Below are 25603 nucleotides of genomic sequence, written 5' to 3' on the forward strand. Positions count from 1 at the left end.
GTACCCATTGCTCAAGCAGACTCACGAAGCCTAAGAATCTCCAACGGAATGGAATACGTATAATCAAACGCAGGCCCAACAAGGCGTATTGATTCAAAATCCTCTCCAAAAAAAACCCGTTCAAAGCACGAATCAATGCTGTGCAACGGCATGCTTGCGACCAACCCTCCTTCTTTCGTCAATGCGATTCCAGTGGCCACCACGGGACCGGTCGAAGAGAAGGAGAGGGAGTTTGTTGTGAACACAACATCCCCAAGCCCGTAGAACATTTTTGAAAATTGAGTGCCGATGTGATCCCATTCCGTCAAGCGGTATTCCATGACGGGAAATAACCCGTTTTGGTTAAAGTTATTTTTACTTCACCTTGGGCGCGAATGAACCTTTCCATTTGGCGTATGATGGTGCAGGAGGCAGGATTCGAACCTGCGAACCGATATGGACTGGGACCTCATCCCAGCGCCTTTGACCAAGCTGGGCGACTCCTGCGGCAAGTTCGGCTCTCGCCCCGCGTATATCAACACCGCGACAGGACAGGTACCGTCATTCGATGAATACCGCAACCTCATCGAGATGTTTACGATGTATGTCGGGCACTTCAGCATCTTCAGCAGGATACCCGACGGGCATGACGAGCATGGCTTCTTCATGCGATGGCCGACCGAGAATCTCTCGGAGGAAGCCCATCGGAGAGGGGGTGTGGGTAAGGGTGACCAACCCCATGGTGTGGACCGCTTGAATGAACATTCCAGCAGCAATGCCGCAGGATTCCGTGGCGTAGTATGTTGGGCCCCATTTTTTGTTGCTCCTCTGACGTTTCTTTTGTTTAAACAATACAACAACCCATGGAGCATCGGTGAGGTGGGCCTTGACAGCGTCTGTGCCTAACGGCTGCAATACTTCGGACCATGCCTCCGGCATTCTCTCATCGTATGTTTTGTGTTCTTCTGTTTCAGCAGCATCGCGAAGATGCACCTTCAATTCATCTTGGCTGATTGCAACCCACGTCCAAGGTTGGAGGTGTGCGCCGTTTGGCGCTGTTGAGCCCGCTAGGATCGCTAACTCGATCAGACGCCGTTCAACAGGACGTGAGGAAAAGTGGCGCGTCGTTCTTCTTGTTTTCATGAGAGCATAGTTCGCTTCAGCCACTTCGAGCATTGTTGCGGGGGGCACTTCGTTCCATTGTAACGGTACAAACGGGTGGTCTGGCATGATGCTCGTGCAGATGTTGAGGGCGTCGGTTCATAATCGCGACCCGAACAGGGTGCGGCCACAAGGATCACTTCTGGTCATCGCATGGAGACGCGTTCAACGGGCAAAAGCATCTCATTTCTTCGCTTGAAGGGCAACGTCATCGGGCCGTCATAAACGGCAAGAATCGGCTCTTGAGTTGGCCTAAGTCCTTGCTCAACGACCATGGACCTCAGGCGTTGGCCTAACTTCTGACTTTTACTTTGATGAAACCGCCCTGAAAAACTCAGCACAGCAACATCCCGCCCTTCGCATTCAGTTAGCAAAACCCCCGCGTCAACCGGTAGCGGTAGTGTCTCAAGCGTGTAAGCAGAAGGCATGGTGAACGCCATCCACTCGCGTCCTTCTTCTACCCAAGTTTCAACCGGCGCCGTCATTGCAATGGAAGTTCTGTCTTGGTTTCCGCCAAAAATATAACCTGCTATTCGCCGAAAACCACCAACCGATGGGCGTCGCCCAGGGCCTGTGGTTTGAACCCGGGCTTGTATGGTGGAGGTATAACGCCGCAACTCAAAACTACCGTAATTTTGGAGAATGTCATACGCCGGTTCTTCGAGTTCTTCACCCATGACCCGCCCTCAGTATATGCGCTTATTATGCGATGTTTTCAGGCGGCATTCTTCCTCGAAGGCGCAACCATGCCTCACTGCAAAACATCAACCCGTAGACCGATGCTAACCAAAGCGTTGGCCTGCCCCATGTTGCAGGAGAATCAGCGGGCAAAACCCCGCTGCTCATTGAGAGCAAGACGCACAACCACGCCAAGGTAACTCCGTGGAGTATCCACCGAATGGAACTGAGAAGTTCTCGTGAGGTTGCTTTCATTTCGGTTAATTCAGACTTGGTAAGCAATGCGGAAACACCTGCTATTTTGTCCAGCGCTGAACCCCCGTTCCACCGCATCCGCCCAAGCTTGAACCGAGTGAGGTATTCAATGGCGGTAAACAAAGTGATCCAAACGACGACCACTTCAAGCAACGCCTCGCCCCCTCGCAGGTTGAGGGAACCCCACGTCGTCCATGCTAACAGCGACCATAACCATCCGACAAGCAACAACTGGAAGGTATGGGCGAACCGACTGATCTTTGCGAGCAATTCGGCATCATGGCCAAGCACCGACTCAAGAATTAACACGCCAGCCGCGGCGATGCACGCTACAGCACCAGCAAGCAACCACCATCCCGACAAGGAACTGTCACGCCATGCGAGCATGAGGGCAGAAAGAATCCAACCAAGAGCAAGTACGGTTGCGACATTAACCACTGCTTGCATGGTGTAGAGCGGGTCACGACCGTCTCGAAGTACCGCTAAGCCACCCATCAACCGAACTTCAAACGCAGAATCATCCACGACGCCATGACTTGCTGCCGCCATACCGCCAACCGATTTGATGCGAGCGGCTTCAACAATGCTCTGGGCGGCGCCGTCTTCCCATTCACCCCCTCCGGTCCACGAAGAGCCCCGGCTGGCAGCGTGCGCCGCGCCTGAACCCCGGGTGGACCCGCCGCGAGCCGAACGAGTCTTGGCCCATGCACGTATTTCGGGAGCAATGATTTCCTCCACCTGGTCTTCGTTCAGTGGCGCACCGTGGTCCGTGTAGAGCCATCTGCATTGAATGGGAACAGGATTTGGGTCGACGTCGGGAGCAACCATTTGGAATTGCCCCGGACCAAGGGTTGGTAATTGGGCGACCAAGTCTTGGTCACCTCCACTTTCCTTGAGCAAATGGCGCACCTTCTCAACGTCCTGCGGCTGAGTGAAACGACCGATGAACGTCGTATTGGCTTGGGCGAGGATTTTGTAATCCACATCGCTTACATTTTGGGTCGCAAGAACACATGCAACGCCGTATTTTCTGGCCTGCTTGAAAATTAATTTAATCAAGTCCTTAGCAGGGGGGTTCCGGGGATATGGAGGGAGATACGGAGCGACTTCATCCATGAAGAACAACAACTTCAACTCACCTTCAGCAGGTTGTTGCGTAAGCATCCAATCGTAGAGTTCACGGGACAATTCTTGGACGAAATACTGCTTTTGATTTTCATCCTGAATGGTATTCAAGTAGACAATATTCAATGGAATCTTACCGGGCATGGCGGGTTCAACAAAAGCGTCAATGTCAATCGGGACTCCGTTTGAGAACAACAACTGGTTAACTCCAGAGGAAAACGCTGAAAGTCTTCTGGCCAACTCACCTCTCGTTGATTTTGGCAGACGCTCTTCGAAATCAGTCAACCTGTGCTCAATCATCACCTCGTTCCAAGTCGGTGGGCTGATTTTGTCTTCAGGGTCAACATCTTCTTCAAAACATTCAGGATACAGATGGCGAATGAATTCTTGATGGGGTTCACGAACAACTCGAGCGAGCGCTTGGAAATCACCTACATCCAACCCACATCGCGTTCCTTCAACCAATATTTCGTAGAGGTACGGCTTCACCGTCTTCCCCTTAGGCTTCTCAACATCAAAGCCTGCTAAGTTTGCGAACCCTGCAGCCATCATGTCCCAAGCGGTGATCGCTTCTTCGGGGTCGAGGTCAGATGGGGGTGCGCGAAACGGGTCAATGCACAAAGGAAGTCCTTTGCTACGCAGCGGAGTCCAAATCCGCACCTCACATTTCTCCATCAATTGCTTCGCACGAGCCACGTCTCCGTCTTGGGCTTCAAGGTCATCCGGGTCAATTCCCATGGCTAGACGGGCAAGGTCGCCTTGCGGGTCGATAATGAGCGAGGGAATTCCAGCAAGAGCGGCCTCCTCAATGAGGGCCTTGGCCATGACCGTTTTTCCCGAACCGGTTGACCCGAGCATGGCTGCGTGACGTGCGAGAATTTGGGGTTTGATGTCAATCGGTTCTCCATTGTCTCTTCGCGCACCAAGAAACAATCCTTTTGGCTTGAACTTCTTTTTTCGAATCAAAGCAGGTTTGACTTCTTCGGTGGAATTCAAAAGGTCGCCAACGAGGTCGGCAAGCTTTCCTTTACCGGAGCCTTCAGACGGCGAATCGTCAGCCCAAGTAGGCCTCCCATCTTCCGACTCCATGACCGCGCAGAAGCGTGGGAGGTTTTGAAAGGCGCGATTGGAACAAGGGTGAAGACGCAGACTCAAGGAGGAGAAACACATCGCCGTACCATGGAACGCATCACCATGGCCAAACCTTCGTGGGACGATGAGATGCGGGATGCTGCGATAAAAACCCTTGACTCCCTTCATTGGGTCAAAGGGCCCCAAGGCAAAGCCTTCGGAAAAGAATTCTCCGAGTATTGTGGTGCCTTGCAAGGCACACCCTGTCAAAGCGGATCAGTGGCCTTGTGGGGAGCCCTCCGTTTGTTGGACATCGGTCCAGGCGACGAAGTGCTGGTTCCGTCTCTCACCTACATCGCAACAGCAACATGCGTCTCATTGGTTGGCGCAACTCCCGTGTTCGTTGACGTAGAAGCAGAGTACTGGTGCGTTGACCTTGATGCGTTGGAAGCGGCCCGAACCGAACGAACAAAAGCGGTCATCGGTGTCCACCTTTTCGGACAATTATGCGCTCCAGAACTCCAGCAGTGGTGCGAGAACAACAACATCGCCTACATCGAAGATGCCGCACAAGCCCACGGAGCATCTCAAAATGGGTCGCAAAAAGCAGGAGCCCTGGGAGACATTGCGTGCTTCTCCTTTTTCCCTTCAAAGAATCTTGCTGTTGGCGGTGAAGGCGGCATGATGATGACAAAACGAAGCGATTTAGCTGCACGAATGGACGCCTTGGTCAATCATGGCCGAGATGCCCGCCTTGAATCGCACGAATTGGGTTCGAATTTGAGAATGTCAGAAGTCACCGCGGCCATTGGCCGCGTGCAATTGCAACGGCTTGAGGGGTGGCTTGAACGCAGAAGAGCCACAGCAAAACTCTACACTCAAGCTTTTTCCAACCTTCCAGGCATACGCCTCCCAAAAATCCGAGAGAACACACAACATGCCTGGCATCAATACTGCCTCTTGGTCGATGAACCCGATGCACTGAGAGAAACATTGGACGGGAAAGGAATTGATTCAAGAATTTATTACAGCCAACCCTGCCACCGCCAAAGCGTCTACGCCTCACACCCTCAACATCATGCGACCTTCCCAATTACAGATTCAGTCGCTTCTCACTTGGTTGCCTTCCCTATCCACCATCAGCTTACAGACGAGTGAAGTTCAGCGCGTCATCGATGCAGTAGTGGCGCCCTTGTTCAATGTCCCGATGGTGTCGGCCAGTGATCGGTTTGACCACGAAGCCAAGTCCGGTGATTTCCTGGCCTAATCCACTTCTGGTTTGTCAACTTCTTCACTTCCGTCTGTTGGTTCAACTCGATTTCTGCCAGATACAAGCCCAGCCAGGGCGCCCTTCAAACTCGTCAACTTCCCACACCTTTCCATCTGTTGGCCGAACCTGGCCAGACATAGCGTGTTTTTTCAACGTGAGGGAAGGGCCCTCCTTCAATTAGAATTCTCGCTCCTGCTTCTCGCATCGATGATCCATTCCAAGTTCGTGATTAGCGGAATCGTCGTGACGTTTTTGACTTGCAGGTGACGATACAAGACGCCATCTTGCGAACCCGCATTCGCGCCACCCCACTGCTGAACTGTTTGCTCCACACTCTTGTCTCTTCTTCCGTTGGGCTCATTTACAAGGGCCATGAGATCCGATAAGCAATACTCCGTTTCTGCCGGCTAAGCGTGCCGCCTTGTGGGAGGTAATATTGCTTGATCTCCGAGGCCGTTGCATTGGTGCGCCATGGTTTTTCTTCACGCCCGTCGACTAATATATCGCCGCTCAATTTCTATCATGCTTCGGTCAGAATCTACATTTCCTCCTTGCGTATGACTGGTTGTTGCTGCAGCAGGCGCCATTACAAATTCGACGTTTTCGATCAGTTGCGTTCCTTGTGGCCCGAGCGTCACTCGGTCAATTTTGAACTGGTCGCTTTCCAAAAGGGCAGGGTCTCCAAAGAGCAACCCCTGCTCCAATTTCTTTGATGTTGAATAGGCGCGCCAAATCAACCAAAGAGGAAATGCAAGGCCTAATCCTGCGATGAATAATCCCAAGAAAACATTCACCGCCATGGCTCCTCCATCACGCAGGAGGACATCAAGATGTGCCTAACGATTCAACAAGCCCGCCCAAGATGCATCGGCATATGCTTTCGCAGAAGATGCAGGGTCATCAGAGCCGTGAATTCCGGAACCGACGATGATGCAGTCCGAACCTGCAAGTACAGCCTCAGTTGGGTCGCCGTAGCGCTGACCCATGGCCCCATCGCCGGTTTGCAAATTAACTCCCGGAGTCCAAATCATTTTTTCCACTCCAACGTTAGCCCGCAAGAGTTTGAGTTCCTCGGGACGGGACCCATTGCCGATGAATCCAAAGACGCCAGTGTGTTGAATGCCGAGCCTGACGACTTCATCCGTGTAATTTGGATTGAGTAGGTTTCCACGGCTCGACATCTGAGCAAGCAACAGCACCCCACCTTCATTCCCATAATCGCTCCAACCGGCTTGGAGGCCGTCCACGATGTCAGGACCTGAAATCAGATGCGCCGTGACCAAGTTAGACCAAGAACCGATGGCGTACACTCCGCCCATTTGGTGACGAGAGATCTTACCGATGTCAGCAAATTTACGGTCTTCAAAAATCAAAAGGTTGTGTGCTGATGCACGCTTACAGAACGCTCCCCAGCGCTCAGCAGTCCAATCCTCTACAAGGTCAACGTGGGTTTTTAACGCTGCGATATAGGGTCCAACATTCTCAATGAGATCCTCAAGTTCCTTCATGGTTGGTTTGTCGGCGGCGAGGCATACCAAACTCTGCTTTCGGCATGCAACTTCCATGTATTCTTTGGCCATGCTGTTGGTAGCCGACTTCCATCGCTCTCCCCAAATTGTTGCGGCTTCCATGACCCAAGGTGAACCGACCCTGCCCTCAATCCTTGCGGCGTGGCGTTTTGTCAAACAAACATCACCTTCATGATGGACCGCCGCGCCAATCCACCCATGCGACAGGCGTTATTTCTTGCTGTCCTGTTGCTTTTCATGCCGCTTTCAGGTTGCTTAAGCGACGAAAAAAACGGTGAGGAGGAAGGCATGGATGGGCTTTACCCGTCGGTTTGGGACCGTCACGAATTGGATTGGAATTGGACCAGTTCGATCTCTTATGTCCTCGAACCAGGACCCTACGAAGCCCTTGCTGTCCAAGAAGCAACGTTTGAAGTTGATACATCCGGAGTTTGGGAAACAGGCCCAGCGACCTCAAACGTCCACCTCTCCTACTGGCTTCCTTCGAACACCCTTGAAGGTGAATCTGTGCCCGTCATCGCCGTTGTCAGCCCCTACTTTTCCTTTGGACAACCCGGTTCGGAAAGTGGAGCAACCAACGTTGTTGGGGCGGGCCGGGGCGATTTCATTTACGAAAACTACGTTCCACACGGGTACGCCTTTGCCCAGGTATCGGTATTCGGAACAGAGGAATCAAGCGGCTGTTTTGATTATCGTGGCGAAGGTGAGGGCTGGGGCATCCACGCTGCGGTGGAATGGTTGGGCCAACAAAATTGGTCCAACGGCAAAGTCGGCCTCTATGGTAAATCCTATGAAGGCGCAACACAGTGGGAAGCTGCGGCCCTTGGAAGCGAATACCTGGCGACCATCGTTCCAATCTCAGGCACAACAGGCCTCCACCCCCTCCTCTACAAGAACGGTAGTGCAGAAGCACGAAGCCAAGTCATGCACATGAATTATTTCAGCAGTACCGTTGACTATAATGAAGACGACTTTGACAACATTTGTCCCGACATTATTGAGGGCTTCTTCGCAGGGCCCGTCACCTACGGCGCCGGGGAACTCGACCCTTACATGGCCAATTATTACGATGAACGAGAACATATTTCCAAAGCCTTGGAGAATTACAAAGGTAGCGTATACTGGGTACAAGGCATGCAAGATTGGAACGTTGACCCCCACCAAGTATTCCCGTGGTATCAGACCTTCATCGACGAAGGCTTCGAAGTTCGGGGGATGCTTGGGCAGTGGGAGCACAACTACCCCGATCAGTGGACAAAACACAACAATCAGGATTCAGGATACGGCGGAGAAGCCATCCAAAACATGACGCGTTGGGATTGGGCCCAAGACCTCTTTGAGTGGTTTGAATACTATCTCAAAGGCGTAGGGCCTCAACCCGAACTTCATGCTCAAATTCAACGCAACGACGGCGAGTGGAGAATTGAATCCACTTGGCCCCCACTCGATGCAGAACCATTGGAACAACCCCTTGACGCTTGCACTCAAAACGGCCAGCGTGTTGCTGGAGCAAGCGTTGCTGGCGGCGGGGCGATGAGCGTAACGTTCGAATGCCCCGCTCTCTTTGCCGACCAAGATGCCCACCTGTCAGGATTGTTCCGACTTCATCTAGATGTAACAGCCGCCATGGACGGCGGGCAAATCTTTGCCGAAATGCAAGATGCGGAAACCGGACTTCGCCTTGGCCACGCCACCATGGACATCCGCTACCATCAAGGTGGAAGCGACCCAACAACCGTCCTCCCCGGTCAAACATTGACCATGTTGATGGAATTTCAGGCCATTGACGCCAACCTACCCGCAGGGCACGGAATCCGCCTTGTCCTCACCGAAACAGGAGAGGATTACCTCGCACCAGCGTGCGGTCTTCTTTGTCCCGTTACTGTGAACGGAGGAATGCTCACGGTAGACCACATTACGAGGGACGGAAGCAGCATGTTGCTCACCCCGCAAGGTGAAGATGCCGCCAACAACCAGTGATTACGAGTAGTCGTTGAGTTCGATGGTGAACGTCCCAGGAATGAGGATATTCAATCCATTGAAAGAACATTCAAATCCAGTGAGTTTGCTGTATCCTCGATATCGCTTCCTGATGACTCATCAGCAAGGGCACTTGGGGCACACAGAAGTACAAACGCCAAACTGAGCAGGGCGAGGAACATAAAACGCGGGCGCACTTGACACGGTGAACCTTGCATGAATGTGGGATAAAGGAATCAGAATAAATTACTTCTCCCTGCATTGCATCCCTCGGAACGAACATTATTGATTGTACACGGGTGGGTAAAGCATCTATTCGGATGCCGCAAAATAATTCGAAAAACACGGCATACGAGCATACACTTGAAAGAATGACGATTTCAATTAATCAAAAGAATTCCATATTATTTCTTAATTGGTCAAATGATTATGTAAAAAGATAATTTTATGAGCGTATGTTTCATAAGCCGTCTTATCAACGAAGCATATGATACTATGATTGATAAAGCAAAGTTAGAGTACATTTGGCTTGATGGATACCAACCAACGCAAAACATGCGCAGTAAAACACTGGTGAAAAACAATTTTTCCGGTGAACTCGAAGACTGTCCAGTGTGGTGCTTTGACGGCTCATCAACCCTCCAAGCAGAAGGTGGAGACTCCGATTGTCTGCTTCAACCGGTTGCAATCTTCCCAGACCCTCAACGTTTCAATGGATTCTTGATTATGTGTGAAGTCATGAATGCAGACGGCACACCTCACGCCAGCAACGGACGGGCAACCATTGACGATGACGACGAAGACTTTTGGTTCGGATTTGAGCAAGAATACTTCATCATGGATGTTGAAACAACCCTCCCGGTTGGTTTCCCAGTCGGTGGATATCCAGGCCCTCAAGGATTGTATTATTGTTCAGTTGGTGGGAGAAACACACACGGACGCGCCTTTGTTGAAGAACATGCAGACCTTTGCCTTGATGCAGGAATCAACTTTGAAGGAATCAACCAAGAAGTTGCTTGTGGCCAGTGGGAATTCCAAGTCTTTGCAAAGGGTGCAAAGCGAGCGGGTGATGAATTGTGGGTTGCACGCTACCTTCTCGACCGTTTGACAGAAAGCTACGGGTACTACATTGAATACCATCCAAAACCCGTCAAGGGAGACTGGAATGGTTCAGGAATGCACGCCAACTTCAGCGATGGACGAATGCGAGATGAGGGAGGGGAAGAACTCTTCAACAAAATTTGTGAAGAATTTGGAAAGAACGTCAAGAAGCACATGGACGTATACGGCGCTCACAACGAACTTCGTTTGACCGGCCTCCACGAAACCCAATCCATTGACCAGTTTTCGTACGGTGTTTCGGATCGAGGCGCATCAATTCGCGTGCCCATCAGCACGGTAGATGATGGCTGGATAGGTCGCCTTGAAGACCGCCGTCCCGCCTCAAACGGGGACCCCTACAAGATCGGTTCCGTGATTATTTCAACCACAAAAGCGGCTTATTGAATGGAAGTTCCCCGCTCGTCCTTTCGAGCACGAACAACGCCGATGATTACGGTGAGAATGACAGCAAGGGTCATGACATTCGCTACGATCATCGCCAAGGAGTCAACAAGTATTCCGTAGAGCAGCCACATTGAAAGTGCTACGAAAACAACGGCGAAGGTAGGGAGCGAAATTCCTTCGTGACGTTTATGCTTCCACACTTCAATGATTTGAGGAACCCATGCAATGATTCCAACAACCCCGGCCAACAAACCGATGGCCTCAATCCATGCTTCTGCCACAAATAAGCGGCCACGCTCTTGGTGTTTGAATCCTCTCCCAAGCGCCTTCAGGGGCTTGATGGAGGTTTTGAAAGATTGAGCCGAACAATACCGGCCCAAGGAACATCTTCAGGCTCTTTTCGTCCAACAACATGCATCCGCAATGATTTACCGTATGGAAGCGATGCTTTCACATGCTGTTGGCCGTAGTATAATTCAACGTTTGACGGCTCCTTTGACCACAGCGAAAAGAATGAGCGGGCGTGACTCGCATTACCGAGAAGTGGCTCTTCACACGAATTCTGCCATCGAGCAATGTCGTCACCAAGCCCCAATCCGAGGACGTCCCCCTTGAGCATCAATCCCCCATTCAATTCGATCTCATCCCACGTCCCAAACCCGTTGACAAAATCAAACAAGTCTTGGTTGAGGGGGCCGGGGTTTTCTTCTTCCAACAAGTTGATGAATTGATTTTCATTTCTGACATCCGAATTGAGTATCCCAACGTTGTTTGGCCACTCGAGTTTGTGGTGGGTGAATGCTAACAAGACACGGACCGTGATTTCCTTACCATCTGGATGGCGTGCTTTGAACATCTCATGGAGAATCTTGGCTTTTCGTTCAATACGCTGACTTACGGTGCTGTGATTGTGGCTTGTTCCGTTGTTCCGTTCTTGAATAAATTCTTCTTTGTGGTTGATGGTAAAAGAACCGGACCAATGTTTCTGTTCAACCACCAGCATCGTTCCTCCGCCAACAATTACAAGGTCAATTTCCCGCTTTCCACCTTGTTCAATATCGGGGATGCGCACCGATTCAAAGACGTTCCATCCGTTGGTTTTTCCCGCAGCTCTGCTGATTTTAGCCAACCGTTGTTCAGCCAACTCACCAGCACGATGAATGTCGTCAGGAGGCGATGAAACCTTTCTCTGGCGCCACCATTTCCATCGCTGGGACCAATTCATGCCGTTCACCGAAGAAGTTGGTCAACGCTTTCCACGATGAAGGTTGGTCGTTGTTCTGCGTCCTGGTTCAATGCTGCAACGTCTTCACGAGTTGCTTCTCCTGACAAGACCAGCACGCCCACGACTCCCGCCCTTGTAGCCATCGCCATATCGGTATACAATCGGTCACCGACCATGGCGCATCGTCCAGGTTCCAAGCCAAGGGCTTCGATTTTGTGAAGAATCATTCCAGCATTTGGTTTACCCGTGATGTGCACGGGGTCTTGGCCGGTCGTGGCTTTGAACATCGCAAGGTAGGCGCCGACATCGGGAAGTCCGCCATCAGGACTTGGACACACCATGTCAGGATGGCTGGCCACCAATGGTACGCCGGAGTGCATGTGAATGCTAGCCATTGAAATTTTATCATACGTCAATTCAGTATCGTAGCCAAGGACGACGTATTGAGGCGCAGAACTCGTTGTCGCTATGCCCTGCTGTTCAAGCATGCTCCGCATTCCCTCGGTTCCGACCATCCACGTTTCCGTTACGTTCTCTTTCTTGAGCCACGCCAGAAGGTCATGCGTTGATAGAAGGACATCGTCGGCTTTTGCCTCCAACCCTAAACCGTGCAATTTCTTCAAATATTGCTCAACAGATTTGGACGAGTTGTTGGACAAAAAATATCGGCGCACACCGCGTTCTGTGCAGCGTTGGAGAAACGCCTCGGCCCCTTCAATGAGGTCACCACCGAGGTAAATGGTCCCGTCAAGATCCAGGAAAACAGCGTCAATTTCGTTGAGTTGAGCGTCCATATCTTTCCCTCAGAACATCAGTGTCTTGAACATAAACCATGGCGAGTGCAGGTTCTCTTGCGCTTCTTTACTGGCGATCATTTCCGTCATCATTTCTTGAATGACAGGTTTCTTTGAAGCCTTCTTGACGAACCAATTGAGGAGCCATGCCTTTCGGCTCATTCGTTGCATGCGGTGTGAATTGGTGAGTTCGGGACCCAAAGCATCCCAAAGGGCCTTCTGATAGTCCATCGGGGCCTTCTTATCGAGAATGTGTTGTGCAGCTAACTCACCGCTAACCAATGCATTTCCAACGCCTTCGCCACTGAACGGGTCAACCAATGTGGCGGCATCTCCGACCAAGAATACGCGATTCGCAGCAGACCTGCGAGGTTGCAATTTGGCCTTCTTTCGTGGTGAGCCAAAGGGCAACTGCCAACCGCGACCCGAACCTTCGATCATGGTCGCATCAGCAAACCGATCTTTGAACAATTTGTGGTTTGCAATCACGTCAGATTGCAAGGCCTTGAGCTTCATCTTTTGCTTGTCCATTTCGGACATAACCATTCCAATTCCAACGTTAACAACGCCTTCAGAGACCGGGAAGAGCCAGAAATAGCCGGGCAGAACCGAGTCGACGAAATGAATCTCAATGTCGCCGACTTGAGCCTCACATCCCTTGACACCGGTCCAATATTCACGGTAACCGGCGCAGTAGTGGTCGCGGTCAACCATGGGCTCCTCGTACGTCTCCTCAAGCATTGACTTAGCGACGGGGCAACGATAACCTGCGGCTCCAACGAGGTTTGAGGCGTGAAACGTCAACTCCTCTCCACCCCTTCCACCGATTCGTACAACAACTCCTGAACCGTGGCGAGCATCGCCACTTTTTGGCCCAGGGTCTTCGCCACCGTTGCCGTCATCGTAGAGGACTTGGCGAACTTCTCCGCCCTGAATCACGGCTCCACCTGCTTTTCGAACCGTTGCCTGAACTTCTCTAAACAAGAGCGTGTCAAATTGTTCCCGGGGCAGGGCATAACCCGCTTCAAGGCGGGCAACATCTTCTTCGGGAAGAGCGACACGAACCTCATGCCCTTTTGGTGATGAAAAGAGAATCCCTGTGACGCGGAAGTGGGGGGTTTGTTCAAGATGTTCCTTGACACCTAACCTTTGAACGTGACTCAAAGATTTACCACCAACGGCATCCCCACAAATTTTGTCTCTTGGCCAAATGTCCTTTTCAATCAACAAGACGCGTTGACCGCCCATGGCCAGATAGCCTGCAGCGGACGCTCCACCGGGTCCACCTCCAACAACAATCGAGTCGAATGAAGCTCCGTTTTTAGGGAGTTCACCCGTGTCAATAGGGCTGTTCCAGGGAACTGACTCAACAGCAGATGTACCGCTCATGAAGGTCCCACAGAAGGGGCACTCCTTGAGGATATGCGTTGTCCATGAAGATGAACCATCATGCTCATGACCCCTACGAACCACCCAGCGAGCATGGGGGGGCGGGAAAAACAGTCGGCTTCTCTGTCAAATCCGACGCGGAGAACTGCTGCACTTGTTTTGTTCAGCGTCACGCTGGTTTGGGGTGCAACATTCATTTGGATGAAGCAAGCATTGAATGCCCTTGAAAGCGAATTGGAACTGTATGGAACCGTCCCCGTTGTCGCCTTTTTAGTTGGGGCGCGTTTCTTCATCGCCATGGTGCTGATGTTGCTGTTTTTCTCCAATGCACGTTCGGCCATCAAGGGAAAGGAATTGTGGCGCGGCGGCGCACTGCTGGGTGGATTAATGCTCGTTGGCTTTGTTACGCAGATGGTCGCTTTGGAAGAGATCAATCCCTCCACATCGGCGTTTCTTACTTCGCTCTATGTTGTCATGACTGCGATGCTCAGCGTTCGGATGACCCAACACCCGCCCCGGGCAACGCTCTATTGGGGCGTGTTTCTTGCGACATTCGGAGCCGGATTTATCGGAGGCCCCCCGCACCTTTCTTGGGGGTGGGGAGAAATTGTCACGGTGATTTCAGCCTTCTTTTTCGCCCTTCATATTGTGTTCACTCAAACCCTCACGAAACGCCTTGACCCTGTTGGTCTTTCACTCACGTCCTTTGCGGTAGTCTGCGCTGGGGCTTGGGTCATCATGCTCGCCGCCTCTGGAGAAATCCGGTCGATGATTCCCGCAGTTCTCTCTACCAAAGGCGTCCTTCTACCCCTTGTTCTCCTTGGAGTTGGAGGCTCATTTTTCTGCCTGTTAGCACTCAATATGTATCAACGCCACATGCACCCGGTACAAGCTGCAATCATCTATGCGTTTGAACCGGTTTGGGCGACTATATTTGGGCTCAGTCTTGGCCTCGTCCCTTGGACATGGTGGATTTTGATCGGGGGCTCTGTACTTCTTTGTGGCAACCTTTTGGTTGAACTGACCACTCCACAAGACGAAGCCGAAAAGGAGAACCCTTGAAGGAGAACCCATGTGTGGGAAGGTTGTTGAGGGTCATGTCGAACGATAACACGAACCACAGGTTTGCTAGTAAAGCAGTTCACAGCGGCACACAACACATTGGCGACGCAGTCAACACGCCAATCTTTCAATCCTCAACATACAAGTTGACGGATGAGCGATATGCTGGATGGGCTGCAGGCGCTCAACACACGCTTCTTTACGGCAGACTTTCTACGGTGAATTCAGATGCAGTGGCCCAGAAATTAACGGCGCTTGAAGAAGGTGAAGATGCAGAAACCTTCGCCTCAGGGATGGCAGCCATTTCAGCAACCATGCTTTCCTTCCTCAATCAAGGCGACCACATCGTGGCCAGCGCAGACGTTTACGGCGGAACCTACGGGCTCTTGACCGAAGAGTTAACCCGTTTTGGAATCGAAGTAAGTATGGCGAACATGCAGGACCCGTCTTCCTATGAAGCAGCCATCCAACCGAACACCAAGATGCTCTACATTGAGACATTAACAAACCCTGTTTTGAAGGTGTGCGACATCCCTGCTATGGTTGAAATCGGCCGACGGCACAATGTGATGGTCGTCATCGACAACACTTTCGCATCGCCTTGGGGTTGCAAACCCCTTACAATGGGCGTTGATTTGGTCATCCACTCAACCACAAAATACCTTGGTGGCCACTCCGATATCATCGGGGGGGCCGTCGTCGGTTCAAGAGAACTCATCGCTCAAATCTTCATGCGCAAGGTTCACTTCGGAGGAAGCCCAGACCCGCACGCATGCTACCTCCTTGAGCGAGGAATGCGAACGCTTGATGTTCGAATGCCACGCATTTGTACCAACGCTGCAACGCTTGCAGAACGCCTCACGGGACACGACCATGTTGACTATGTTCTTCACACCAGCCTTGAGTCTCACCCCGATTACGAGGTTGCAAAACGCATTCTTCCTAAAGGGGCGGGAATGGTTGCCTTTGTTGTCAAAGGTGGAGATGATGCGGCCCTGAAGTTCATGAGAGGTCTTGAGATGATTTACGAAGCAACAAGTCTCGGTGGCGTTGAATCGTTGATCGAATGTCCGTTTAATTCCAGCCACATGTTCGTCCCAGAAGATGTACGTCATTCAGCAGGCGTCGTACCGGGATTTGTTCGCCTCAGTATCGGCATTGAAGACGTTGAAGACCTTTGGAAGGACATCAACGACGCTCTCAACACCCTTTGAACAACCCTCTAGGGCGTGCTGAAATGGACTGGACTGCGTTCTTGGCTCTTTTGGTTTTCATCATCCCCATGTGTTTTTCACCGGGGCCTAACAACATGCTATGCGCCGCACATGGCGCTCAGCACGGCTTTCGTGCGACTCTTCCTCTAACTTGGGGAATGGTCGTTGGATGGTCAACACTTGGAATCGCAGTGGGCATGGCTACGGCTTCAATCGAGTCAAACAAAGCAGTATTTGATGCATTGACGTATGCCGGAGCGGCTTACATTGCCTACCTTGGAATTTCAATTGCCCGCAGCCAAGCCAAATCCGCAGGGGATGCCAAAGAAACGCAACGTCTGGGATTTCGTACTGGGGCAGCTTTGCAACTTGTTAATGGAAAGGCATGGGTTCATTTTCTGGCCCTTATGGCAGCATGGGGGACCTTATTTGGCGAGGGAATTGGAAGCAAAATCATCCTTGTTGCAGTCAATGCCTTAGCGGGATACCCTGCAGTACTGACTTGGGCCATGTTCGGAACCCGCCTGAGCACCATGCTCAATTCACCTCAAAATGCAAAGCGACTCAACATGAGTCTCGGCCTTTCTCTGGTTCTCGTAGCCGTTTGGGTTGTCATGCCTCACTGAGGCATTATTCTCCAATCAATGCGCGAAGCGCCGAAAACGCCTCATGCCATGCATCCCGACAGACGCCAATATCATCATCGCCGGCAGCCAGCAAGGCTTGCCCGGTTTCGTGGAGATGCTTTGTCGCTGGAAACCATACTCCTCCTCGGTCGCGTGCGTTTGAATCAAAATGCCATTCTTGCCCTGTTGAACGATTGACAGCAACAAGCCATGCCCATGCTGCTGCAGAGCGGTCGATAGAATCGTGGCGGCCCGTGGCTTCTCGTTCAACCGACCCCATACCCAAAGTGAGTCCTTTTACCGTGAGCATGTGGATCATTGCAGCAGGACCGTCGTTTGATTCCAACGATGGGAATCGTGCTTTTTGCCGTGCGAGTTCTGTAGCCTTATCCAAACCTTTGAGAAATTTACCAAAAGGCTTCGGCGTTGAATGTTGCTGTTCCCAAATAGCAGTGGCTTCGTCCCCTTCAAGGCCGAGGCCAGCGAGACTTTGCTCACCATGAGTCTCCCAAAATGCGGAGAGAATATCGCCGCACGTCACGCCTTTGAGAACTCGAATTCCACCACTTTCGCGTTGTTCTGTCGTTCCTTTTTGTTCAATTCGAAGCGAATCGTTGTTCTCGTGAGGGTGTTCTATTGCAGCGCGCAGAATGTGGGCGGTGAGGGTACGTTCGTCAGGTGAGCCCGCAAGGGGTTCCAAAGCTTCGGCAATCGCCTCAACATCGGCCCCTGGCATCCAAGTTTCATCGATGAGGAGGCCATCTTCAATCCCTTCAAGCGTGGTAGATTTGATGGCGTTAGCGATCAGCCCCTCATTCAAGGTCAGCCCCTGCCAGGCGTCAACAACACGTTCGATCCCTTCGCTGCACGCCGCTGGTAACGCTTTACCTTCAGGCCATTTTTTGGGAAGATAAAAAGCCTCAACCGACAAAATGGACGGGAGAAGGGGCGGCAGCATGGACAATGCGAGGTGGTGAATGAACGATGCATCTTTTTTCGAGAACGAGTTGAGGGAATCAAAATCAATTCCAACGACCGGGCCGTGATGAAAACGCAGCGTCACAAATCCTTCTTTGCCTCCCTTTCCTTCCATGACAGCAGCGGGGTCCAGCCGTTCAGTGACCCATACTGTCTTATCGTCAACGGTTGATTTGGTCATGTCAAACCGTGAGCGTTTGAGTACATCCGCAAGCCATTCTTCTGGTGGATTCGGGTTTGGGCCAGTGCAAACAAACCCTCCTTCCCAACTGAAGAAATACATTCCTTTCTTTGCGTGGTCTTCCCATGGGAGCATGCGAAGGGTGAGGTTGGAAAAGTTCTGTATCCCAGCCAGATAACCCGGCTTTCCATCCCCTCTTCGGACATAGGACGCAGAACCAAATGAGCTGGAGTTGAATTGTCCAACGAGTGTAAATTGTTCATCATGGGTGGCATGGAGTGAGCCTGCAAAAGCCTTAGCGACAGGATCGCCTCGACGCGCCATCATTCGCTTTGAGAGCCACCCAAGGTCATTCTTTTTCTTGATGATGCGCTCAATTTCCCTCAGGGTTTTTGTGACAGGGTCGGTACGCCCCCAACTTAATCTTCCTTTGAAGTTCATAGCAGGCAAGTGGCCACGAGGGCTCTCTTGGAACGCGCTGAGTTGCCGGGCGAGTTTTTTCGCCGTGGCCTCGTTGGCCTGCTTCGTCCCGCGCATTTTCATGCGCTGTTTCTTTTGGCCAGGAAATTCCACTTTGGATGGTGCCGCCATGATGCTCCCGTTTTCTCCGGACAGGCTTGAGTGTTTGAGGCCTTCTCTTGATGGGGCTCTCTTTGAAAAGCACTATCATGTAGCGCATATTCCCCTGTTTATGCTGACTGCAACCCTTCTTGGCACGGCTCAAGACGGCGGACTCCCTCAAGCGGGGTGTCAGCAACAGTGCTGCATCGACCTGCCTCAGAGCGCACACCGCTATCCTGTCAGTTTGGGGTTGGTTGACCAAGAAGGGAACGGACATCTCATCGATACGACCCGCCATTTAGCCGGTCAATTGTCCATCTGGAAGCACCCCCCACTTTCATCTATTTTTTTGACCCATGCTCACTTTGGTCATGTTGACGGGCTGGGCCTTCTTGGCAAGGAAACCATGAATGCACACGGCCTGAACCTCCACGTCTCATCCTCGATGTTTCATCTGATGGAGGAAACCCCACAATGGGCCCTCATGCTTGCTCAAGGCGTCTTTTCCGAACAAGTCTTCATGCACAATGACCGCATCGTTTTGTCAGATGAATTGAGGGTTGAACCGGTCCATGTTCCCCATCGAGCGGAACTCTCCGACATGCACGCCTTTGTTGTACGAGGGCCAAACCACTCCCTCCTCTATTTGCCCGACCACGACGACTGGGACAGCACACTAAAGCGACATCAATGCACGTCAATTCGCGAATGGTTGAACGTTCTTGAGGTTGACATCGCTTTGATCGACGGTACTTTTTGGGACATGGATGAACTTCCAGCATTGCGACAAAACAACGTCCCTCATCCTCCAGTTTGTGACACACTGAACCGTCTTGGGAATCGCACAGAAGGCGACCCGGAGATTTTCTTCATTCACTTGAACCACACCAATCCGCTTCATGATGAAAACAGCGAAGCTTCACGAAAGGTCCAATCCATGGGCTGGGGTGTAGCAAAGCAGGGCCAGCAATTCACGCTGTGACGGCTTCAATCGTGTAGTCAAAGACAACGAGTTCAATCGTGTATGTCACTTCTTCACCGTTGTCTTCGTTGCTTCCGCCAATGATGCACGAATCACCTTGTGCAGCAACAGAAATTTCTGTCGTGTGCTCGCCAAGTCCAGCGCCCATGGAATCAATCTGCTCAACGATTTCATTTATTGTCAAGCCTGACACATTTGTACCGATCATGCTGGAATTGTACCATTCTAAAACAACCTCATGGCCGTCATTCTGTTCGCTGTTTTGCCCCGCAGCGTTCAAAGAGAATTCAAGGTGAGAGACCGTTCCTGAAATGGTATCGGCTGAAGTTTCCGATTGACAAACCCCTCCCTGGGATTCCTCATCTTCGCCGTATGAAAGCGTTAGTTTCAGGCCCACAATGTTGAGGGCATCTGCGTTATCGACCGAATCAGTGGAAAAGGTCTCATTCCATGGCGTTCCGTCTGCGACGTATTCAGTACCCGAATCAAGCAACACATAGGAAAGTTCTCCGTTCACTTGGTAATCGCCCACAACGTTTCCAGATGACGATGAAGAACTTGGTCCGAGTTTCATATAACTGGCTTCTACAGAGGCAGTGAGGAGTAAGACAACAACACCTCCGATGATGAGTCCGTTTTGACTCGGAACAGCGTAGCGTCCGAAGGGATTGCTTATTGAGGAATCACGTAGAGCGCACATGGCGAAATGAGCAGCAAATGCAGCCCCCATGCCAGGTACGGAAGGGAAGATTCCATCCGCTCCACCGTATCCAAGCAGGGTCCAAACGACCACAGCGCTCATGGCGGACATCATCATCGTGCTGGAGTGGAAGGTATCGGGCTCGTAACCCATCATACGCACCAAGATGAGTGGGACAAAGATTCCACCCAATCCATAGACGGCAAGGACAACGAGTTTAAACACCGAATCCCCAAATCCAGGAAATTGTTGTCCAACAAGGGAAATCAGTGTGGCGAATACAGCAACAGCAAGCGTCACTTGCTTCGTTGTCTTGTGATCTTGGCTCCATTCCGGCCGAATGTCATCGGTGATGGCTGCGGTGCAGGCAAGAACTTGGCTGTCTGCAGTGGACATGGTCGCCGCAAAAATTGAGGCCAAAATGAGCCCACCGAGGAACGGACTCAATTTCTCCATGGCGAGGAGTGGAAGGCCGGTTTCTGCCCCACTGGTGCCCAGTTCAGGCAACAAAACACGGCATGACAAGCCGATGAGGAACATCAAAATGATGAATGGTGTCTGCCAAACGAAGAACCAAACCATCGCTTCTTTACGTGCCTTATCGTCCTTGAGCGTCATCACTCGAGACACCACTTGAGGCTGTCCAGCAACGCCCAATCCACCCAAGAAGAAGGCAGCAATCCACAACGTTGCACCAAACTTGAGCCCCGATGGGAAAAGGTTGGTCATAGCAGGGTCGATAGCATTCAACTGGTCGTTGAGTCCCGAGAAACCTCCCGTTGCTTTGAGTGCAACGAGGCACAGAATGGTCGAACCAACAATCATCACGCAAGATTGGGCGGCATCCGTCCAAATTGAAGCCCGAATTCCACCCGCATAGCAGTAGGCAACGACAAGCACGAAACCGATGAGAATTCCAATCGTTGGAGACCAATTTAGCATTGTTTCGAGAGCAACACCTCCGGCGGTCAGTTGCGCAGCAGCGTAAATCGAGAGGAAGAGCACAGAAAGTACGCCCGCCAGTTTTGCTTCAGGTGAGCCGCTGGTACTCGAAACCAGAGAAGAGAGTGACCGGATTCCACGGGCTTCCCCCTCTTTCTGAATGTATTTGTAAAGCCAAATCCATGCAACCAGTTGCCCGATGGTAGAAACTGCGGCAATCCAGATTGCAGAATATCCTTGAAGGATAACAAAACCGATGAATCCAATGAACATGTAGCCCGAATTCCACGTGCTCACCGCCGACAATGCTGCAAGTGCAGGATGCATTCCTCGCCCAGCTACGAGGTAATCGTCCGTTGTATCTTCCTTAACTCGCATTGAGGCAAGTCCAACGCCAGCAAAAAAGAGCATAAAGAGCAAAAAAGAGAGCAACAAAAGTACACTTTCCGACATGGCCCTCTCTACTCCTGTGCCCAACGAAGCAACGCTTTCTCTTCAACTTCACCCGTCGCTGCTGGAAAAACAAGGCAATTTAGACGACCGCCGGCTTGGCTCCTCAATCCCTCAACGGTTGTCGAAACAATGGTTTGGTCGTCAGTACCCATATCAGAACACAGCACAACTCGCATTATGTGCACATCTTCCGCCACAAACGAATGCAAGGCTTCTTTCATCATCATGTCCGAAGGGCTGTCATTTGAAAACTCACGTTCAGACAAACCCTGTTCAATTTTCTCACGCATCAATACAATCGCTTCAACTGCATCGCTGGGAGCCATTGGACGCTGGTCACCAGTCCCTAAGCCGGTAGGGTCGAGGTCGAGGAGAGCCATTGTATGCAGCCCAGTAAATCGGTTGTGGGCGATGGTTTCAAGAGGCGATGTTGCAACCCATCCGCCGTAGGGATAAGTAAGGGTTGTTTGGCGACCAAACCGATAGTTTGAGAGGCCGATTGCGCCGGTGACAAGCGTGGTAATTGAGATGCCGTGAAACACCCGGCACTCAATGCCGGCTTCAATCGCTTGAAGTTGCAAATCCACATGAGTGGTTGCTTGAAGAGGATCTCCCACGACCAAGAGGGCCACGAGCGAAGTGGATGCGAGTGCGAACAAATCCTCTGGTTGCTCAACCTCAGGCCGCATGACGCGCTGAATTGGGCCAATGGTTTGTTCGAGCAGGTCGAGCTCCTCATCCGGCCACAAAGCGGTGTAGGCCTCATACCTTCGATGCGTGGCGGCAGTGGCCGCCTCCACGGCTTCAAGCGTCATTGCGCCAACGCTCCCAGGGCCCATTCCAACAAGAAGGAGTCCGGTTGAAGGAAGGTTTTGCGTTGTTGTGAAACCCTCCGCCATGCTCAAACCTCCCGTTCGCTTGGCTTGAGCGAAGGCCATGCGTCATTTGAGAGTGCCGAGTGCGGAAACTCAAGATTGGCTGGCCTTGTGCCGCTCGTCAAATTGGTTGCTCACCACCGCTGGAGTTGTTCGTTTAGAAGGCGACTTCAGAGGAATTCCACTTGCAGAACACGCGCCAAAGGAGGCAGACCTCTGTTGGGACGGACATTCGCACATCGAGGTGGAAGGGAAAGGCAAGGGGCCGGTGCATTGGACGGAACGTTTGCCAGAGGAATTGCAAGAGTTGCCTCTGGACACATGGCCATCGGCCTATGAAATACAAGGCGACGTTCTTATCGTCAAACTCGAAGGACCTGCATCACCTCATGGAGAACGTATCGCTCAAGCCATGTTGGAACAACTGCCTAACATTCGGCTCGTATGCGCGGATGAAGGGGTTAAGGGCGATTTCCGCGTTCGTGAATTGACCGTTCTAAAAAGTCGAGATGGAACCGAGCACACCCGGACGAGGGTACGAGAACACGGCCATTTGGTTTGGGTCGACCCAGCAAAAGCCTATTTTTCAACGCGATTGTCAAGCGAACGAGAGAAGACACGAACCTCCATTCGAAAATTAAGGGGGGACCTTGGCCGCCCCCTTGTTCTCGCCGACCCCTATGCTGGAGTGGGGCCGGCCCTCCCTCTTCTTTTTGCAGAGCCAGGCTTGATTGACGGATGCCTTGTTGGCGACTTGAATCCTGACGCCGTTGAACTCTTGCGAATGAACGTTGAATATTGGGGGTCAAAGCGTTCGGACGGCCCATTGAAACGGACAGAAATCATGTGTGCAGATGCCCTTTTGTGGGGCGAAAACCCAACCCTTCGTGAACAAGCAGACGTTTTACTGGTCAATTTACCCCATGATAGCTTGGAACACCTGCCCACCCTCCTGCCGCTTTTGCGACCTGGCAACCCCGTTATGATTCGAGGTTGGGCCATCCGTGAACGTGAACATCTTCTCAAAGATACAGACGCCCTCCGGCAACTTCTAAGCGATCACGGGGCGAATGAAATTGAGGCCACCCTCTCTGAAATCAAAGGGTTTTCAACTTCAAAGTGTTTTGTCGCATTTGAATGCCGTTTTACAATATGAACCAAGCGTTCACTTCATGAAGCCCGTCCGCTTCGGAGCCTCATGGACAACATCGTGAAGTGCGAATGCGGAGCAAGCATTGACATCGCCGGTGCAACACCTCGTAAGGACGGAACCAAGGTTTGGTGCCGAGTTTGCGGAACGGTAACGCTCCACCATCGGCTTTGAATCATTCATCGTGTTCTTCCGTTCGGTCTTGGCGCAGTCCTGCTAGTCCGACTAAACAGAGTATTTCGACAAGTCCCAGCGGCACCGGTAAAAATTGATTTGAATCAATGCTTTCTTCAACGGGAGGGTTGAATGCCATCGAGATGTCGTAAGCATCTGGTTCAATCATAAACCAATCCAAATCCCGAGGCAAATCAGCAGTCATGAATTCATGGTCTTCTTGATTGACCAAAAAATCATCCTCGATTCGAATTCCGAACCATCCATCCAGGTAAATTCCAGGCTCAATGGTGATGGCATCGTACGGTGCAAGCGGTTGTTGATTGTATGAAAGCCCAAACAATGGGTCGTCGGTCCCACCTGAGAGCAAAGGAGGTTCATGGACACAGACTCCAAATCCATGGCCGAGAGAATGAATGAAGTTTTCTCCAAAGCCCTGCTCTTCAATGTGGGCGCGAGCAATATCGTCCAAAGCCCATGCAGGCGTACCTGCCTCGATCAGTGGAAAGGTGAGGTTTTGAGCATCGTAAACGGCCATGTAAGCCTTGATGATGGTTTCATTTGTTGTTCCACCGACGACGTAACTTCTCGTGACATCGCTGACCCAATCGTTGACTCTTGCGCCAAGGTCCACAACAACAACATCACCAATTTGCACCTGCTTTGGACCAGCGCCATCGTTTGTTGGGTCGCCGTGGGGGATGGCTCCGTTGGCGCCGGATGCCACAATTGTGGAAAAGGAAGGCCAGTCAGGGTTGGAGCCGTTTTCGATCATGGCCCTGTCGATTTCATCCGCGATGGCTCGTTCACTGAGTTCAGCGCCCATCAAAACCTGCCACAACATTTCACGAGCCACGTTTTGCCCGATGCCGGCCAACCTTACCGATTCACGAATGGATTCATCTTTGTTGGGAGATATGCCGGTTGGCGAGGGAAATCCGCCGTTGAGCACCCGCTCTACTTCAGTCTCACACGCCATTGCAGGCGGTAATGTCGCAACCAATAGAGAGAGGAGCACCCCTATCATGAGACCCATGCGCATGATTTACCGAAAACCCCCTCCCTCTTTGATGCATCGGCATGTTCATGGTCGTCCCTCTACCGCCAAGAAAGGAAGGTGGCCTTGATGTCAGAAAAACCTCTTGTGATTGATGTTGTTGACAACGGTGGACAATGGACGCACCGAGAATGGCGTATGCTACGGTATCTCAAAGTTGATACTAAAATCATTGAAAACACCACGCCGGTGAGTGAAATTCGTGAACTTGATGGACTCATTCTTTCGGGCGGGGCTGCACGAGTCGGGTTGACCGGAGAGTTGGGGAATTGCGGAGCATTCTTGGATTTGGACATCCCAATTCTTGGAATCTGCGCAGGCCATCAATTCATGGCTCGACACTATGGAGGAGATGCCCGGGAGTCTCCAGAGCCGGAATTTGGGGCGATGGAAATCAATCTTGAACAAGGCGGCGGGAAGATTTTTGCAGGCACCGAACCAACCCAGACGGTCTGGGAGTCTCACAACGATGAAGTGCACGAAGTGCCGGACGGATTTTTCATTACAGCAAGCAGTCCATCCTGTAAGGTTCAAGGTATGGAAAACGAGGCGGGAAACCGTTTCGGGCTCCAATTCCATCCTGAGGTAAACGATTCTGAATTTGGAAAAGAGATGTTTGAAAATTTTGTTCGAGTTTGTCGGGAAAACAAAGAAAACCTCCAGAAATAAGCCTTTTCTGCAATCAA

At 51.6% G+C, this 25603-nt stretch carries 25 protein-coding genes and 1 tRNA gene; 10 read left to right on the forward strand and 16 right to left on the reverse strand.

Annotated features, from left to right (window positions below; all coding sequences use genetic code 11):
• Positions 1–11: 11 nt before the first annotated feature.
• The 5 genes from AAA857_RS07880 to AAA857_RS07900 form a co-directional block, all read right to left on the reverse strand.
• Positions 12–320: a hypothetical protein gene (locus AAA857_RS07880; RefSeq protein ID WP_338174412.1), complete on the reverse strand. Its 309-nt coding sequence runs from the start codon at positions 318–320 to the stop codon at positions 12–14.
• Between the two features lie 79 nt (positions 321–399).
• Positions 400–486 (reverse strand) — tRNA-Leu (locus AAA857_RS07885).
• A gap of 54 nt (positions 487–540) precedes the next feature.
• Positions 541–1209, reverse strand: coding sequence for a nitroreductase family protein (locus tag AAA857_RS07890; RefSeq protein WP_338174413.1), 669 nt, complete (start codon positions 1207–1209; stop codon positions 541–543).
• 77 nt (positions 1210–1286) lie between these two features.
• Complete coding sequence (locus AAA857_RS07895) at positions 1287–1817, reverse strand: heme-binding protein (RefSeq protein WP_338174414.1); 531 nt, start codon at positions 1815–1817, stop codon at positions 1287–1289.
• A 25-nt stretch (positions 1818–1842) separates the two neighbouring features.
• Entirely contained in the window at positions 1843–4287 is a 2445-nt protein-coding gene (locus AAA857_RS07900; protein ID WP_338174415.1) for an ATP-binding protein, read from the reverse strand.
• Between the two features lie 90 nt (positions 4288–4377).
• On the opposite strand from AAA857_RS07900, the gene AAA857_RS07905 reads away from it, so the two are divergent.
• Positions 4378–5427, forward strand: a complete 1050-nt coding sequence (locus tag AAA857_RS07905) for a DegT/DnrJ/EryC1/StrS family aminotransferase (protein ID WP_338174416.1) — start codon at positions 4378–4380, stop codon at positions 5425–5427.
• Between the two features lie 594 nt (positions 5428–6021).
• On the opposite strand, the gene AAA857_RS07910 is transcribed toward AAA857_RS07905, so the two are convergent.
• Positions 6022–6339: a hypothetical protein gene (locus tag AAA857_RS07910; protein WP_338174417.1), complete on the reverse strand. Its 318-nt coding sequence runs from the start codon at positions 6337–6339 to the stop codon at positions 6022–6024.
• Positions 6340–6375: 36 nt separating this feature from the next.
• Entirely contained in the window at positions 6376–7170 is a 795-nt protein-coding gene (pyrF, locus tag AAA857_RS07915; protein WP_338174418.1) for an orotidine-5'-phosphate decarboxylase, read from the reverse strand.
• A 96-nt stretch (positions 7171–7266) separates the two neighbouring features.
• Here pyrF and AAA857_RS07920 point away from each other — a divergent pair, with 96 nt between their 5' ends.
• Entirely contained in the window at positions 7267–9048 is a 1782-nt protein-coding gene (locus tag AAA857_RS07920) for a CocE/NonD family hydrolase (protein WP_338174419.1), read from the forward strand.
• 50 nt (positions 9049–9098) lie between these two features.
• Here AAA857_RS07920 and AAA857_RS07925 read toward each other — a convergent pair whose 3' ends face one another.
• On the reverse strand, positions 9099–9230 hold the full coding sequence (locus tag AAA857_RS07925; RefSeq protein ID WP_338174420.1) for a hypothetical protein: 132 nt from the start codon (positions 9228–9230) through the stop codon (positions 9099–9101).
• 313 nt (positions 9231–9543) lie between these two features.
• Between AAA857_RS07925 and AAA857_RS07930 the strand changes: the two genes are divergently transcribed.
• Positions 9544–10554, forward strand: a complete 1011-nt coding sequence (locus AAA857_RS07930) for a glutamine synthetase beta-grasp domain-containing protein (RefSeq protein ID WP_338174421.1) — start codon at positions 9544–9546, stop codon at positions 10552–10554.
• Here AAA857_RS07930 and AAA857_RS07935 read toward each other — a convergent pair.
• From AAA857_RS07935 to AAA857_RS07950, 4 genes are read right to left on the reverse strand one after another with little or no spacing between them, the layout of a single operon-like run.
• On the reverse strand, positions 10548–10835 hold the full coding sequence (locus tag AAA857_RS07935; protein ID WP_338174422.1) for a SemiSWEET family transporter: 288 nt from the start codon (positions 10833–10835) through the stop codon (positions 10548–10550). The two genes, AAA857_RS07930 and AAA857_RS07935, sit on opposite strands and share 7 nt — an antisense overlap.
• Before the next feature lie 47 nt (positions 10836–10882).
• Positions 10883–11779, reverse strand: coding sequence for a nuclease-related domain-containing protein (locus tag AAA857_RS07940; RefSeq protein ID WP_338174423.1), 897 nt, complete (start codon positions 11777–11779; stop codon positions 10883–10885).
• A gap of 5 nt (positions 11780–11784) precedes the next feature.
• Positions 11785–12573, reverse strand: coding sequence for an HAD-IIA family hydrolase (locus AAA857_RS07945; RefSeq protein WP_338174424.1), 789 nt, complete (start codon positions 12571–12573; stop codon positions 11785–11787).
• Positions 12574–12582: 9 nt separating this feature from the next.
• On the reverse strand, positions 12583–13962 hold the full coding sequence (locus AAA857_RS07950; RefSeq protein ID WP_338174425.1) for an NAD(P)/FAD-dependent oxidoreductase: 1380 nt from the start codon (positions 13960–13962) through the stop codon (positions 12583–12585).
• A gap of 93 nt (positions 13963–14055) precedes the next feature.
• On the opposite strand from AAA857_RS07950, the gene AAA857_RS07955 reads away from it, so the two are divergent.
• The 3 genes from AAA857_RS07955 to AAA857_RS07965 are packed head-to-tail and all read left to right on the forward strand — an operon-like array spanning position 14056 to position 16864.
• The gene (locus AAA857_RS07955) at positions 14056–15024 is read left to right on the forward strand and encodes a DMT family transporter (RefSeq protein ID WP_338174426.1); all 969 of its coding nucleotides are present in this window, start codon (positions 14056–14058) and stop codon (positions 15022–15024) included.
• 35 nt (positions 15025–15059) lie between these two features.
• Positions 15060–16238 carry an aminotransferase class I/II-fold pyridoxal phosphate-dependent enzyme gene (locus AAA857_RS07960; protein WP_338174427.1) on the forward strand — a complete coding sequence of 393 codons (1179 nt, stop codon included), beginning with the start codon at positions 15060–15062 and terminating at the stop codon, positions 16236–16238.
• 23 nt (positions 16239–16261) lie between these two features.
• Positions 16262–16864: a LysE family translocator gene (locus tag AAA857_RS07965; protein WP_338174428.1), complete on the forward strand. Its 603-nt coding sequence runs from the start codon at positions 16262–16264 to the stop codon at positions 16862–16864.
• A 4-nt stretch (positions 16865–16868) separates the two neighbouring features.
• Here AAA857_RS07965 and AAA857_RS07970 read toward each other — a convergent pair whose 3' ends face one another.
• Positions 16869–18614, reverse strand: coding sequence for a hypothetical protein (locus AAA857_RS07970; RefSeq protein WP_338174429.1), 1746 nt, complete (start codon positions 18612–18614; stop codon positions 16869–16871).
• A gap of 100 nt (positions 18615–18714) precedes the next feature.
• On the opposite strand from AAA857_RS07970, the gene AAA857_RS07975 reads away from it, so the two are divergent.
• On the forward strand, positions 18715–19566 hold the full coding sequence (locus AAA857_RS07975; protein ID WP_338174430.1) for an MBL fold metallo-hydrolase: 852 nt from the start codon (positions 18715–18717) through the stop codon (positions 19564–19566).
• On the opposite strand, the gene AAA857_RS07980 is transcribed toward AAA857_RS07975, so the two are convergent.
• On the reverse strand, positions 19556–21661 hold the full coding sequence (locus tag AAA857_RS07980; protein WP_338174431.1) for a sodium/proline symporter: 2106 nt from the start codon (positions 21659–21661) through the stop codon (positions 19556–19558). The two genes, AAA857_RS07975 and AAA857_RS07980, sit on opposite strands and share 11 nt — an antisense overlap.
• Positions 21662–21669: 8 nt before the next feature.
• Positions 21670–22560 (reverse strand): diphthine synthase, encoded by an 891-nt coding sequence (gene dph5 / locus AAA857_RS07985; protein WP_338174432.1) that lies wholly within the window; start codon positions 22558–22560, stop codon positions 21670–21672.
• Positions 22561–22597: 37 nt separating this feature from the next.
• Between dph5 and AAA857_RS07990 the strand changes: the two genes are divergently transcribed.
• Together AAA857_RS07990 and AAA857_RS07995 are read left to right on the forward strand one after the other, a co-directional pair.
• Complete coding sequence (locus AAA857_RS07990) at positions 22598–23692, forward strand: hypothetical protein (RefSeq protein ID WP_338174433.1); 1095 nt, start codon at positions 22598–22600, stop codon at positions 23690–23692.
• Positions 23693–23734: 42 nt separating this feature from the next.
• On the forward strand, positions 23735–23860 hold the full coding sequence (locus tag AAA857_RS07995) for a hypothetical protein (protein WP_338174434.1): 126 nt from the start codon (positions 23735–23737) through the stop codon (positions 23858–23860).
• 1 nt (position 23861) lies between these two features.
• Here the strand turns inward: AAA857_RS07995 and AAA857_RS08000 are convergent, their stop codons facing one another.
• Entirely contained in the window at positions 23862–24902 is a 1041-nt protein-coding gene (locus tag AAA857_RS08000; RefSeq protein ID WP_338174435.1) for a M24 family metallopeptidase, read from the reverse strand.
• Between the two features lie 84 nt (positions 24903–24986).
• On the opposite strand from AAA857_RS08000, the gene AAA857_RS08005 reads away from it, so the two are divergent.
• On the forward strand, positions 24987–25586 hold the full coding sequence (locus tag AAA857_RS08005; RefSeq protein WP_338174436.1) for a GMP synthase subunit A: 600 nt from the start codon (positions 24987–24989) through the stop codon (positions 25584–25586).
• Positions 25587–25603: the final 17 nt, after the last annotated feature.

The organism is Candidatus Poseidonia alphae, from assembly GCF_943787815.1.
In the GTDB taxonomy this organism is placed as follows: domain Archaea; phylum Thermoplasmatota; class Poseidoniia; order Poseidoniales; family Poseidoniaceae; genus Poseidonia; species Poseidonia alphae.